Here is a 12,391-nt window from a genome sequence, read left to right as displayed (position 1 = left end):
GTCAGGAAGGTCAGGTCATGACGCCACCGACGCCAGCTTCCGTCACCCGTAGCGACTCCGCGGCGCCGGTCGGTGCCCGTCGCCGCAACATCATTTTCGTCGCGGTCCTGCTGGGCATGCTTCTGGCTGCGCTGGATCAGACGATCGTGGCCACCGCGCTGCCGACCGTCGTCGCCGACCTCGGGGGCGCGGGCCACCAGTCCTGGGTGGTCACCAGCTACCTGCTGGCGTCGACCATCGTCACCGCGATCGTCGGAAAGCTCGGTGACCTGTTCGGCCGCAAAGTGGTGTTCGGCACCGCGATCATGTTCTTCCTCGCCGGTTCCGTGTTGTGCGGAATCGCATCGTCGATGACGATGCTCGTCGCTTCCCGCGCGCTCCAGGGCATCGGCGGCGGAGCCATCATGGTCACCGCGATGGCGCTGATCGGGGAGGTCATCCCGCTGCGGGACCGGGGCCGCTACCAGGGCGCGCTGGGTGCGGTGTTCGGAGTCACCACGGTGATCGGACCGTTGCTCGGCGGGTACTTCACCGACCACCTGAGCTGGCGCTGGGCGTTCTGGATCAACATCCCCATCGCCGTCGTCGTGTTCGTCGTGGCGGTCGTCGCAATCCCGGCACTGGGACGTCGCACCCGCCCGGCGATCGACTTCGCCGGCATCGCCTTGATCGGGGTGGGCGCCTCGAGCCTCACTCTGGCCACCAGTTGGGGCGGGAGCACCTATGCGTGGTCGTCGCCGGTGATCATCGGATTGTTCGTCGGCGCGGTGATATCCCTGGCGGCCTTCGTACGGGTGGAGTTGCGCACCGCCGAGCCGATCCTGCCGATCCGGCTGTTCGCCAGCCCGGTGTTCACGGTGTGCTGTGTGCTCTCCTTCATCGTCGGTTTCGCCATGCTCGGCGCGCTGACGTTCCTGCCGACGTTCATGCAGTTCGTCGACGGGGTGTCGGCGACCGAGTCGGGGCTACGCACGCTGCCCATGGTGGGAGGGCTGCTGTTGACGTCGATGGGCAGCGGGGTCCTGGTCAGCCGCACCGGCAAGTACAAGGTCTTTCCGGTGGTGGGCACGGCGTTGATGACGCTGGGCTTCGTGCTGCTGTCCACGATGGACGCAACCACCCCGATGGTCGTGCAGAGCCTCTACCTGTTCATCCTCGGCGCCGGGATCGGGCTATGCATGCAGGTGCTGATCCTCATCGTGCAGAGCACCGCCGATTTCTCCGACCTCGGAGTCGCCACGTCGGGTGTCACGTTCTTCCGCACCATCGGAAGTTCTTTCGGCGCAGCGATTTTCGGTTCCCTGTTCGCCAACTTCCTGGGTGGTCGCGTCGCCCAGGCACTGGCCGCCGGGGGCGCGCCGCCGGAGGCCGCCGAGTCACCGCAGGCGCTGCGCGAGCTTCCCGCACAGGTCGCGGCACCGATCGTGGCGGCCTACGCCGACTCGCTGGGGATGGTGTTCCTGTGGGCGGCCCCGGTGGCGCTGGTCGGCTTCATCGTGGCGCTGACACTCAAACAGGTGCCGTTGCGGGAGATGGAGGCCGGGTCCGCACTGGACATGGGGGAGGGTTTCGGCATGCCGCTGACCGATACCCCCGAACAGATCCTCGAGGCGGCCGTCGGCAGGCTGGTGCGGCAGTCGCCGGAGATCCGGCTGCGCAGCATCGCCGGACTGCACGGCTGTGAATCCGACGTGGCGCTGCTCTGGGCGCTGATCCAGATCTACCGGCAGAGCCAGGTCTTCGGCTCCGCGCGACTGACGCAGATCGCCGAGCGACTGCGCGTCCCCGTCGAAGTCCTGGAACCGACTTTCGACCGGCTCGTCGGCTCGGGCCACGCCCTGCGCACCGGTGACCAGGTCTGGTTGACGCAGTCCGGCGTCCAGCAGGTCGACGCCGCATCCTCGGCGCTGGTCAGCCGGATCGTGGAGAAGTTGGCCGCGTCGTCGACATTCGAAGGACGGCCGGACCGCGATGACGTCGAGGCGGCACTGGAACGGATCGCGATGCGGCTGCTGGTGCAGCGGGACTGGGACGACGACCGGACCGAACTCACCACGGCCGGAAAGTGAAACACGTTACAATTCGCGGATGAGCCGAATCGGAGACTTCGCCGACGACGACGTATCGGGGTTTGCGGTGAAATCGCCCGACCTCGGTGCCGCCATGGCGAACTTCAGCCATGCGGTCTACACGAAGGGCAGGTTGCCGCTGCGGGTCCGCGAGGCTGCCCGCATCGTGATCGCCCATGCGAACGAATGCGTGGTGTGCCAGAACACCCGCGACGCCGACGGCGAGGCCGCCGGAGTCGACGAGGAACTCTACGACCACGCCACCGAGTGGCAGACCTGGCCCGGTTACAGCGATGCCGAACGCCTCGCGATGGAGTTCGCCCACCGCTTCGCCACCGACCACACCGGTCTGCGGGATGACGAGGATTTCTGGGCGCGCGCCGGCGAGCACTTCGACGACGAGTTGCTGACGGATCTGGCCATCTCCTGTGCGATGTGGGTCGGCATGGGCCGAATGCTGCGGACACTGGACATCGGCCAAAGCTGCAAGATCACGCTGTAAGCGCCGCCGTTCGACGGCACAATGACCGGCATGGCCGCCAAACCGCTCGCTGCCGCAGCCATCGCGCAGCTCGAATCCGATGGGGTCGCCACCCTGATCGGCACCGTCATCAACCCGGCCGGACTCATCCACGCCAAGACCGTTCCCCTGCGGCGGATGGGGGCCTTCGCCGAACCGGGCCTCGGCGCCAGCCCGGTGTGGCACGTGTTCGCCATCGACCAGGCCGGCATCGTCTTCGGAGACGCGACCGGTGTGGTGGGGGACCAGCGAATCCGCATCGACCTCGGTGCGCTACGCATCCTCGGAGATGGATTGGCTTGGGCCCCAGGCTCGTTCTTCAACCAGGACGGATCGCCTGATCCGTACTGTGCGCGCGGAGCGTTGTCCCGGCTGGAGGCGAGGCTGGCCGACGCCGGCATCCAGGCGCTGGTGGGTCACGAGATGGAGTTCGTGCTCGTGGATCCCGGCGGGGAGCGACTGCCCTCACACCTGTGGGCGCAGTACGGGTTGGCGGGGGTGCTCGAACACGAGGGGTTCGTCCGGGACGTCACCAACGCCGCGACCGCCTCGGGCGTGGCCATCGAACAGTTCCATCCCGAATACGGCGCCAACCAGTTCGAGATCTCGCTGCCGCCCCAATCACCCGTCGCCGCCGCCGACCAGTTGACGTTCCTGCGCATCATCGTGAGCCGGGTGGCCAGGCGGTACGGGATGCGGGCGAGCCTGTCGCCGGTGCCCTTCGCCGGGAGCGTGGGTTCTGGTGCCCATCAACATTTCTCGCTCGTCCGGGACGGATCGCCCTTGTTCTCCGGAGGCGACGGACCCGCCGGGATCACCGTGGCTGGCGGGTCGGCAGTGGCCGGCGTGGTCGCGGGACTGGCACCCGCGCAGGGCGTGCTGTGCGGGTCGATCCTGTCGGGTCTGCGCATGCAGCCCGGCAGTTGGTCAGGAGCCTACGGCTGCTGGGGCACCGAGAACCGGGAGGCAGCGGTGCGTTTCCTGCCCGCCGGTCAGCACAACCCGCACGGTGGCAACGTCGAGGTGAAGGTGATAGATCCCTCAGCCAATCCGTACCTCGCGTCCGCGGCGATACTCGGTCTGGCGCTCGACGGCATCGACCGGGAACTGGTGGCGCCGGGACAGGTCAATGTCGACCCCGCGACGCTGACCCAGGCGCAGCGCGACGAAGCCGGCATCACCGTGCTCACCTCGAATCACCTGCAGACCATCAACACCCTCGACGAATCCTCGCTTCTGCGAAGCATTCTCGGGAACGAAGTGGTCGACACCGTGGTCGCAGTGCGCCGCTACGAACACGACCACTACGGTGACCTGGAGCCGGAGCAGCTCACCGAGCGGTTCCGGCTGGCATGGAGCGTGTGAGTGACGGCGCTGCGCGAGCACATCGAGGCGGTGGCGCTGGTCGACCACCACGCGCACGGCTGCTGGCTCGCCCCCGGTGATCGCAGCCGGTTCGAGAACGCACTCAACGAGGCCAACACCGAGCCGCTTGCGGCGTTCGACTCGGGGTTCGACACCCAGTTGGGCTTCGCGGTCCGCGCCAGGTGCGGCCCCCTGCTCGGGATCTCCCGGCACACGGACGCCGACACCTACTGGCAGCACCGCAGCGGGATCCCCGAACCCGAGCTCGCCGAAAGGTTCCTACAGGCGGCGCAGGTCTGCGACTGGCTGGTGGACACCGGATTCGCCGCCGGCGCAGCCGGTCTCGACGAGATGGCTGCGCTCGGGGCCGGCCGGGTACACGAAGTGGTCCGGTTGGAGTCGGTCGCCGAAGAAGCCGCGGCCGCGCCCGGCGACTACGCCGCGGCGTTCGACGACCTGCTGTGGCGGCGGACCCGCAATGCCGTGGCGACCAAGTCGATCCTGGCCTACCGGGGCGGGTTCGCCGGCGACCTGTCCGATCCGGCACTCAGCGAAGTCGCCGAGGCGGCCGCCCGCTGGCGTGACAGGGGCGGCACCCGTCTCGACGATCGGGTGCTGCTCCGCTACGGGCTGCACCGGGCGTTACGAGTCGGCAAGCCGCTGCAGTTCCATGTCGGGCTCGGCGACCGCGACTGCGACCTGCACGCCGCCAACCCCAGTCACCTGCTCGACTTCCTGCGGGTCAGCGGTGATGTTCCGGTGATGCTGCTGCACTGTTACCCGTATGAGCGCGAGGCCGGTTACCTGGCTCAGGCGTTCAACAACGTCTATCTCGACGGCGGTCTGGCCGTCAACCACCTCGGTGCGCGTTCGGCGAATTTCATCGGCCGCCTGCTCGAATTGGCCCCGTTCCGCAAGATCCTGTACTCCTCAGACGGGTTCGGCCCGGCTGAACTGCACTACCTCGGAGCGCGACTGTGGCGCGCCGGCCTCGCAGCCACGCTGGCGCGCTTCGTCGACGCCGACGAATGGAGCCAGGCCGACGCCGTCAGGGTCGTCGACCTGATCGCGCACACGAATGCCAGGCGGGTCTACGAACTCGGCTAGCCGCGGCTCACACGATGCCGGTCGCGTCGAACACCCACGACATGTCGGCTTCGGCGAAGTCCGCCAACCACGTGGGCGGCGCATGGTTGGCCAGCGCCCCCATGTCCCAGTAATCCTTCCACAGGGTGATCTTGCCGTCCTGGACACGGTGCACGGTGACGAACTGCAGAACAGCGGATTCGCCTGTGGGCCAATGCCATTCTTCGTGATGCTCATACATCACGTCATCGCCGTCGCTGACCATCAGACCGTCGAAGTTCTGGTAGGAGGCCAGCGGCTCCAGACCGATCTTGAGTCGTTTGACGATGTCGTCGGGACCGCGTGCAGCCGCGGCCGGCCCGACCGGCATGTCCAGATAGATGCAGTCGGAGGCCAGGAAGGTCTTCAGCGAATCCCAGTCCCGCGCCGACAGCGCCCGCCACATGCCGTACACCGTCGCCCGGGCCGGGGTGACGTCGTGGACCTCGTCAACCGACATGGGCCAGCACACCTTCCTGCACGCCCAGCGCCGGCGCTCGGTGCGCGGCGCGCAGGAAGCGTCCGGTGCGTTGCGATCCGACCACGTCGGTGAGCTCACCATCGAGGAACACCGCTCGGCCCCCGACGAAGACCGCGGTCACGGTGTCGTCGTTGCGATTGACCATCCGGGACAGACCGCCGTACTGCGCCACCGGTTCTTCGGCATAGCGGTCGAGCACCCCGTCAAGGTGTTCGGGGTCGATGACGACGACATCCGCACGGTCACCGACCCGCAGATGGCCGGCATCGATGCGGTACCAGTCGGCGAGCTCACCGGTGAGCCGGTGCACGGCGCGCTCGACGCTCATGAACGGCCGCCCCGCGAGTTCTGCGTCCCTGACGTGCCGCAGCAACCGCAGGCCCATGTTGTAGAAGGCCATGTTGCGCAGGTGGGCTCCGGCGTCCGAGAAGCCCATCTGGATGCCGGAATCGCGGGCGAGTTTCTTCAGCACCTCCGGACGGTGGTTGGAGATAGTGGTGCGCCACCGCAGCGACCTGCCGTGCTCGACCACCAGGTCGAGGAACGCGTCAACGGGGTGCACACCGCCGCGGTCGCGGCCCACCTGGCCGAACGACTTTCCGATCACCGAGGTGTCGGGGCAGTCGACGATCTCGGCGTCGAAGAAGTCGCGGTGCCACACGCGCAGGCCGAACTTGCTCTCGTACTCCTTGCGGAACCGCCGCCGATAGGCCTCGTCGGTGAGCAGCGCGTCTCGTTCCACTTCGTCTCGCAGGTGCAGCGCCGCTGCACCCGCGCCGAACTCCTCGAAGATCACCAGGTCGATACCGTCGGCGTACACCTCGAACGGCACCGGGAGGTGCTGCCAGCGGAAGTTGCCGCCGAGCCGGTTGATCAGCCGGGCGGCGGGGCCCAGCGTCTTGACCGCAACCGGGTTGGACTTCACGTCGGCGGCCGAGAGCAGGCTGGTCTTGAGCGGATTGCGGATGACACCGAGCGACTGGACCAGTTGTGAGCCCAGGTTCGCCGGGTTCTCGATGTCGGGGCCGGACTGCAGGATTCGCCCGCGGCGTCGCAGCAGGGACTTCAGCCGACGCAGCTCGCGGGGTTTCGCGTAGGTCGATGGCAGGGTGCGTGACCGGCAGACCTCACCGTCCAACTTGTCGAAGAGCAGCTGCTGGGACGACATCCCCACGAAACCGGCCCTGAGCGCCTCGGCGAGCATCGCCTCCATCTGCGCCTGTTCGCTCCGCGTCGGACGCTCGTCCTTGCGGGTGGCGCGATCCAGACCCATTGTCGCGGCACGCATGTCGGAGTGACCGAGGAACGCTGCGAGGTTGGGGCCCAGCGGGCGCGACTCCAGAGCCGCGATGTATTCCTCGCCATTGGTCCATGTCTTGTGTCGGTCCACGGCGTCGATGACGTACTCGCGGGGGATGGCCTCGACCCGGCCGAAGATGTCCCCGGCGTCCGGTCCGTCGACGTAGACCGTCGACAACGAACACGAGCCGAGCATCACGGTGGTGACGCCGTGACGCAGTGATTCCGACAGCGACGGACCGCCGAGCACCTCGACGTCGTAGTGCGTGTGGATGTCGAGCATCCCTGGCAGCACCCATTTGCCGGTGGCGTCGATGACCTGAGGGCAGCCGGTTTCGTCGAGGTCGCCGGGGGTGACGGCGGCAACGTGCCCGTCCCGGATGCCGATGGTGCGCACCGCCGAGGGCGCGCCGGTGCCGTCGAACCATCGGCCGTTGCGGATGATCGTGTCGTAGCTCACAGCCCCATGCAACAGCCCGCGCAGGCGGGTGTCAACGAAATCTGTGAACAGATTTTCTTGAGTGTCTACTGTCCGATCTGACCTGCGGCGACGCTTCCCGGCGCATAATCGCAGGGGTGACGCCGCTGCAGCGCTACATCGCCGAGGAGATCGCCACCGACCACGTCGACGGTCTGATGTCGCGCCGGGAGGCATTGCGCCGGTTGGCGCTGCTCGGTGTGGGCACCGCCGCCGCCACCGCCCTGATCGCGGCCTGCGGCGAGAATCAGCAGAGCACCGACACCCCGGCCACGCCTGATCCCGCCCCGCCCGGCAGCCCGCCCGCCACCGCGGCCGNCACCCCGCCCGGCATGGCGGACGCCGCACCCACCACCGCGATCACCTGGGCCGGACCGCGCGGTGAACTGCAGGGCGCCTGGGCGCAGGCGCCGCAGCCCCGCGGCGGCATCCTGGTGATCCACGAGAACAAGGGGCTCAACGACTGGGTCCGGTCGGTGGCGGGGCGACTGGCCGGTGCCGGTTACTCCAGCCTGGCGATCGACCTGCTCTCCGAACGGGGTGGCACCGCGACCTTCCCCGATCCTGCGGAGGCCACGGCCGCGCTGGGCAACCTCGCGCCCGAGGACATGATCTCCGATATGAGGTCGGGCATCGGGGAAGTGGCGCGCCGCACTCCGGAGGTGAAACTGGCGGCGGTGGGATTTTGTATGGGCGGTGGCCTGGTGTGGCGGCTGCTCGCCGGCGGGGCGCCGGAACTGGCTGCCGCCTTCCCCTTCTACGGGCCCACTCCCGACGATCCGGACTTCTCCGGTTCCGCCGACGTCGCGGTGCTCGGCTTCTACGGCGAACTCGATCAGCGGGTCAATGCCACCGAGCCCACCGCCGCGGCTGCGCTGCAGGAAGCGGGTCTGGTTCACGAACTCGTCACTGAACCGGGCGCCAACCACGCCTTCTTCAACGACACCGGGGACAGGTACGACGCCGCCGCGGCCGCCGACGCCTGGCGCAGGACGCTGGACTGGCTGCGCACCTACGTCGGCTGACCGGCACCGACCGGCAACCCATCGTTCGGCCACCAGCCGACTCGCCGTCGCCCACCGCACACGCGGTCGGGATCTGATCTAGCCATGCGGGTGGTCCAGGTGGCGAACTTCTACGGCCCGCGCTCCGGAGGTTTGCGCACCGCGGTCGACCGTCTCGGTGCCGAGTACGTCGCGGCCGGACACGCGGTGTTCCTCATCGTCCCGGGGCAATGCACCCAGACCGTCACACTGCCGTCGGGGGTGATCCGGATATCACTGCCCGCCAGGCGCATTCCGCTCACCGGTGGCTATCGCGCGGTGCTGCCCCGTCCGGTCACCGATCTGCTGGAACGACTGCGCCCCGACGCGCTGGAGGTCTCGGACCGACTCACGCTGCGTTCCCTGGGAGATTGGGGACGCCGGCACGGAGCCTCGACGGTGATGATCTCCCACGAGCGTCTGGATCGACTCGTCGGACAGGTCCTGCCGGTGCCGCTGGCGCGGACGGTCGCCGACGCCGCCAACCGGCGCACGGCGGCCAACTACGACGCCGTGGTGTGTACCACCGAATTCGCCCGCGAGGAGTTCGACCGGATCGGGGCGACGAACCTGGTGACGGTGCCGCTGGGGGTCGACCTCGAACAGTTCCATCCCCGGCGGCACTCTGAGGCGGTCCGTGAGCGCTGGGCCGGTCCGAACCAGTTGCTGCTGGTGCACTGCGGGCGGCTGTCGGTCGAGAAGCACGCCCACCGCAGCATCGGCACCGTTGCCGCCCTGCGCGACTCAGGTGTGGACGCCCGGCTGGTGGTGGTCGGGGAGGGGCCGCAGCGGGCTCGGCTGCAACGCCAGGCCGCACAGCTCCCCGTCGCCTTCACCGGCTTCATCGGCTGCCGTGACACCGTCGCCGGCATACTCGCCAGCGCCGATATCGCCCTCGCACCAGGTCCGCACGAGACGTTCGGGCTGGCGGCGCTCGAGGCGCTGGCGTGCGGCACCCCGGCGGTGGTGTCCCGGACGTCCGCGCTGGCCGAGATCCTCACCAGCGACAGCGGCGCCACCGCGGACAACGACGCCGACGCGATCGCCGGCGCCGTCACCACGATCATGAGCCGTCCGGAATCACAGCGTCGGCGCAGTGCGCGACAACGGGCCGAACAGTTCAGCTGGCCACGCTCGGCAGCCGGGATGCTGCGCGCCCTCGGAGCGCGGTGATACCTGTGCCGCTCATTGCCTGATATCCACCCGCCGACGTGACCTACGATCCAGGGATGTTCCGCACGTTCGCCGTCGTAGCGGCCACGACGCTGGTGTTCGGCTCGACCGCGTCGGTCGCGGGCGCCCAACCGGCCCCGTCCGCATGCAACTACGAGCTCACCGCCCCCACCGTGGTGAACGTGTCCGGCACCGACATGGTCACCGCCACCGTCTCCCCGAAGGCATGCGACGGAGCGGTCACCTTCCAGACGGTGGCGTGCATCCAGATGCAGGGCAGCGACACCGCCGGCCAGTGCGCACAGGGCAAGGGCATCAAGCCCGCCCAGGTGTACTTCCAGCCGTATCGGCCCGGCACGACGTACACCGCGACAGGCCGCGGATGTGCGGCGAAGGGGAATCCACCGCAGACGTACTGCCAGGAGAACGGACCGATCACCGCGACGCTCTGACCGGCGCTCGCGCTGGTTTAGCGCTGGTTTAGCGCAGACTCCACCCGGGCATCCGGCGTGTCACCGGGACCGTCGACCCGACCGGCCCCGAAGGCAAGGAGCCGGCATTGCGGACACCGCCGCCACCCACCGTGACTCGGTCACCGCGTCCCGCGAAGACCTCGCGGCTCGCCGCGCTAAACCGCCCAGGAGATCGGCAGCCGTTTGATCCCGTGGATGAAGGCTGAGTGCAACCGGTCGGGCTCTGAGGTGGCGCGGATGCCGGGAACGCGGCGGTGCAGCTCTTCGAACGCCACGGTGATCTCACGGCGGGCCAGGTTTGCGCCCAGGCAGAAGTGGGCGCCGCCACCGCCGAACCCGACGTGTGGGTTCGGATGACGGCGCACGTCGAACGTCCACGGATCGACGAACTTGGATTCGTCACGGTTCGCTGAGCCGTACCAGAGTGTGACCTTGTCTCCCGCAGCCATTTTCACGCCGCCGAGCTCCACGTCCCGGGTGGTGGTGCGACGCATGTAGGCGACCGGGGACGCCCACCGCACGATCTCCTCGACCGCAGTCGGCGCCACGGCGTCGTAATCCGACCACCAGATGTCGCGCTGCTCGGGGAACCGGCTCAGCGCGAGCACGCCGTGGCTGATCGCATTGCGGGTGGTTTCGTTCCCCGCCACCACCAGCAGGATGAAGAACGAGGCCACCTCGGCCGAGGTCAGCCGCTCACCGTCGAGTTCTGCGTGGACCAGGCTGGTCGTCAGGTCATCGCCGGGGCGTTCCCGGCGATCCTCGGCGAGCTCTTTGGCATACGCGCCGATCGCCATCGCCACCGACACGAAGTCGTCGAAGTCGGTCGCGATGTCCGGATCACCGAAGCCCAGGATCACGTTCGTCCAGTGGAAGATCCGCGCATGGTCCTGCTCGGGGATGCCCATCATGTCGCAGATGATCTGCAGCGGGAGCGGACCGGCGAGTTCGGAGACCAGCTCGCCGTGGCCGTCGGGATGGGCGGTCACCATCTCGTCGACCAGCCGCCGCGCCCGCTGCCGCACTGAATCCTCGATCATCGCGAGCACTCGGGGGGTGAACGCGCTGCGCACGATGTTGCGCAGCCGAGTGTGGCGGGGGTCGTCCATCGCGATCATCGAGCCGAAGTACTCGTTGAGCTCGGGGGTCTGGTCACCGATCGTGATTCCGAGCGCTGAGCTGAAGACCTCGGGATGCCGGCTCGCGTAGAACACGTCGTCGTATCGGGTCAGTGCCCAGTGCCCGGCGACCGCAGCGCCGTCGTCGACGACAAACGACTCGTGGAACGTGATCGGCGCCTCGCGCCGGAGCGTGGCGAACGCGCCGTCGCGGATGTCGTCGTCGAGTCCCCAGAAATCCCAGGTGCCCAGATCGATGTCGGACAGCGGGACGTCGGGCGGAGCGATGCCGTTGGGGCGGGCGACGCCCGTTCTCAAGCCCATGTCCGCCCAGCGTAGCGTTACGGCCGGGCTTCGTGCCCTTTTCTGCCGTGTGTGCGGCGCCGCTCCTTCATCCGGGCCTCGTGCAGGTGACGGACACCGTCGGTGAGTTCGTCGCGCACCTGCCGCTCGTGCTCGCGCAGCCGCGACCAGTAGGTGTCGTCGAACTCCTCGACCACCTGGAACGTCCACCGCCCCTGGAGCACATTGCGCCCGATCATGTCGGTCTCCAACCGTTCGGCAGCGGCGTCGGCGCCGGCCTCACGCAGCGCGTCGCAGGCCTCGCCGAGCAGCAGGTCGGCATGGCCCATCAGCTGATGGAACGAGTAGAGGTGGCCCCTGGCCCGTTCGACGAACTCCAGAGCCTCGGTCACCTTGCCGACGGCGTCGGCCACGTCATCATGCACAGCACTCACCGAGCCGAAGTACCCGCCCGCGCGGGCCGACAATCAGCCTTTGCCCGCGGAGGCCCCGGTTTCCGCTCCATCAGAGGTCGGGCCGCGCCCCTCTCCATCAGAGTTCGGGCCCTCCGCCACCGTCACCGTCACCGTCACCGCGCCCTGCATCGCCACATCCCCCTCAACGATCGGACTCCCGATCATCCTCGGGGACGGGGATCGCCTGTTCGATGAGATCGGCTTCGCTGGCCTGCCAGTCGCGGTCCTCCGAGACCCGCTGTGCATCACTCCAGGAGTTGTCTTCGGTGTCGTCGATCGGGACGTGTTGCTCGGCCACGTCAGCTTCGGAGGCGGCACCGAGTGGGTCGTGGTCTGGTGTCGTCATGGGTGCTCCCTGTAGGTGGTCGGTGGTGAACGGACGTCTCGGCGTGCTCCGTCCGTGCTCCGGTGTACCCGTTCCGGCGCCGGCACGCACCCGACAGACGTTCCCGTTTGGTCACCGATCACCGTTGCTGCGCGCTGCGACCT

Annotated in this window: 12 protein-coding genes; 7 read left to right on the top strand and 5 right to left on the bottom strand. The window is 68.4% G+C overall.

The genetic code is table 11. From position 1 onward, the window contains the following. Positions 1–17 precede the first annotated feature (17 nt). The 4 genes from BEMPMBAN_RS26905 to BEMPMBAN_RS26890 are packed head-to-tail and all read left to right on the top strand — an operon-like array spanning position 18 to position 5,061. Positions 18–2,069, top strand: a complete 2,052-nt coding sequence (locus BEMPMBAN_RS26905) for an MDR family MFS transporter (RefSeq protein WP_159234607.1) — start codon at positions 18–20, stop codon at positions 2,067–2,069. A 19-nt stretch (positions 2,070–2,088) separates the two neighbouring features. Continuing rightward, positions 2,089–2,571: a carboxymuconolactone decarboxylase family protein gene (locus BEMPMBAN_RS26900; RefSeq protein ID WP_159234606.1), complete on the top strand. Its 483-nt coding sequence runs from the start codon at positions 2,089–2,091 to the stop codon at positions 2,569–2,571. Positions 2,572–2,592: 21 nt separating this feature from the next. Further along, positions 2,593–3,954 (top strand): type I glutamate--ammonia ligase, encoded by a 1,362-nt coding sequence (locus BEMPMBAN_RS26895; RefSeq protein ID WP_159234605.1) that lies wholly within the window; start codon positions 2,593–2,595, stop codon positions 3,952–3,954. Then, positions 3,955–5,061, top strand: coding sequence for an amidohydrolase family protein (locus BEMPMBAN_RS26890; RefSeq protein WP_159234604.1), 1,107 nt, complete (start codon positions 3,955–3,957; stop codon positions 5,059–5,061). 7 nt (positions 5,062–5,068) lie between these two features. On the opposite strand, the gene BEMPMBAN_RS26885 is transcribed toward BEMPMBAN_RS26890, so the two are convergent. Both BEMPMBAN_RS26885 and BEMPMBAN_RS26880 read right to left on the bottom strand, forming a co-directional pair. After that, positions 5,069–5,539: a nuclear transport factor 2 family protein gene (locus BEMPMBAN_RS26885; RefSeq protein ID WP_159234603.1), complete on the bottom strand. Its 471-nt coding sequence runs from the start codon at positions 5,537–5,539 to the stop codon at positions 5,069–5,071. Then, positions 5,529–7,319, bottom strand: coding sequence for an N-acyl-D-amino-acid deacylase family protein (locus BEMPMBAN_RS26880; RefSeq protein ID WP_159234602.1), 1,791 nt, complete (start codon positions 7,317–7,319; stop codon positions 5,529–5,531). Before BEMPMBAN_RS26880 ends, BEMPMBAN_RS26885 begins: the two co-directional genes overlap by 11 nt. 116 nt (positions 7,320–7,435) lie before the next feature. Between BEMPMBAN_RS26880 and BEMPMBAN_RS26875 the strand changes: the two genes are divergently transcribed. The 3 genes from BEMPMBAN_RS26875 (at position 7,436) to BEMPMBAN_RS26865 (ending at position 10,005) form a co-directional block, all read left to right on the top strand. Then, complete coding sequence (locus BEMPMBAN_RS26875; RefSeq protein ID WP_159234601.1) at positions 7,436–8,362, top strand: dienelactone hydrolase family protein; 927 nt, start codon at positions 7,436–7,438, stop codon at positions 8,360–8,362. Between the two features lie 84 nt (positions 8,363–8,446). Further along, positions 8,447–9,553 carry a glycosyltransferase gene (locus tag BEMPMBAN_RS26870; protein WP_159234600.1) on the top strand — a complete coding sequence of 369 codons (1,107 nt, stop codon included), beginning with the start codon at positions 8,447–8,449 and terminating at the stop codon, positions 9,551–9,553. A gap of 56 nt (positions 9,554–9,609) precedes the next feature. Next, on the top strand, positions 9,610–10,005 hold the full coding sequence (locus BEMPMBAN_RS26865) for a hypothetical protein (RefSeq protein ID WP_159234599.1): 396 nt from the start codon (positions 9,610–9,612) through the stop codon (positions 10,003–10,005). 176 nt (positions 10,006–10,181) lie between these two features. Here the strand turns inward: BEMPMBAN_RS26865 and BEMPMBAN_RS26860 are convergent, their stop codons facing one another. The 3 genes from BEMPMBAN_RS26860 to BEMPMBAN_RS26850 form a co-directional block, all read right to left on the bottom strand. Beyond that, positions 10,182–11,468 carry a cytochrome P450 gene (locus BEMPMBAN_RS26860; protein ID WP_159234598.1) on the bottom strand — a complete coding sequence of 429 codons (1,287 nt, stop codon included), beginning with the start codon at positions 11,466–11,468 and terminating at the stop codon, positions 10,182–10,184. 17 nt (positions 11,469–11,485) lie between these two features. Further along, a complete protein-coding gene (locus tag BEMPMBAN_RS26855; protein WP_159234597.1) occupies positions 11,486–11,881 on the bottom strand; it encodes a hypothetical protein in 396 nt (131 codons plus the stop codon). Between the two features lie 163 nt (positions 11,882–12,044). Continuing rightward, positions 12,045–12,248, bottom strand: coding sequence for an Rv3202a family protein (locus tag BEMPMBAN_RS26850; protein ID WP_159234596.1), 204 nt, complete (start codon positions 12,246–12,248; stop codon positions 12,045–12,047). Positions 12,249–12,391: the final 143 nt, after the last annotated feature.

Source organism: Mycolicibacterium austroafricanum (assembly GCF_902705885.1).
Classification (GTDB): Bacteria; Actinomycetota; Actinomycetes; order Mycobacteriales; family Mycobacteriaceae; genus Mycobacterium; species Mycobacterium vanbaalenii_A.
The sequence above is the reverse complement of the archived record's forward strand: the minus strand, read 5'-3'. Positions and strand labels throughout refer to the sequence as shown.

Bases quoted from the DNA above. Each gene is read 5' to 3' on its own strand.
- BEMPMBAN_RS26905 (WP_159234607.1), top strand. From the start codon at position 18: ATGACGCCACCGACGCCAGCTTCCGTCACCCGTAGCGACTCCGCGGCG.
- BEMPMBAN_RS26900 (WP_159234606.1), top strand. From the start codon at position 2,089: ATGAGCCGAATCGGAGACTTCGCCGACGACGACGTATCGGGGTTTGCG.
- BEMPMBAN_RS26895 (WP_159234605.1), top strand. From the start codon at position 2,593: ATGACCGGCATGGCCGCCAAACCGCTCGCTGCCGCAGCCATCGCGCAG.
- BEMPMBAN_RS26885 (WP_159234603.1), bottom strand. From the start codon at position 5,539: ATGTCGGTTGACGAGGTCCACGACGTCACCCCGGCCCGGGCGACGGTG.
- BEMPMBAN_RS26870 (WP_159234600.1), top strand. From the start codon at position 8,447: ATGCGGGTGGTCCAGGTGGCGAACTTCTACGGCCCGCGCTCCGGAGGT.
- BEMPMBAN_RS26865 (WP_159234599.1), top strand. From the start codon at position 9,610: ATGTTCCGCACGTTCGCCGTCGTAGCGGCCACGACGCTGGTGTTCGGC.
- BEMPMBAN_RS26860 (WP_159234598.1), bottom strand. From the start codon at position 11,468: ATGGGCTTGAGAACGGGCGTCGCCCGCCCCAACGGCATCGCTCCGCCC.
- BEMPMBAN_RS26850 (WP_159234596.1), bottom strand. From the start codon at position 12,248: ATGACGACACCAGACCACGACCCACTCGGTGCCGCCTCCGAAGCTGAC.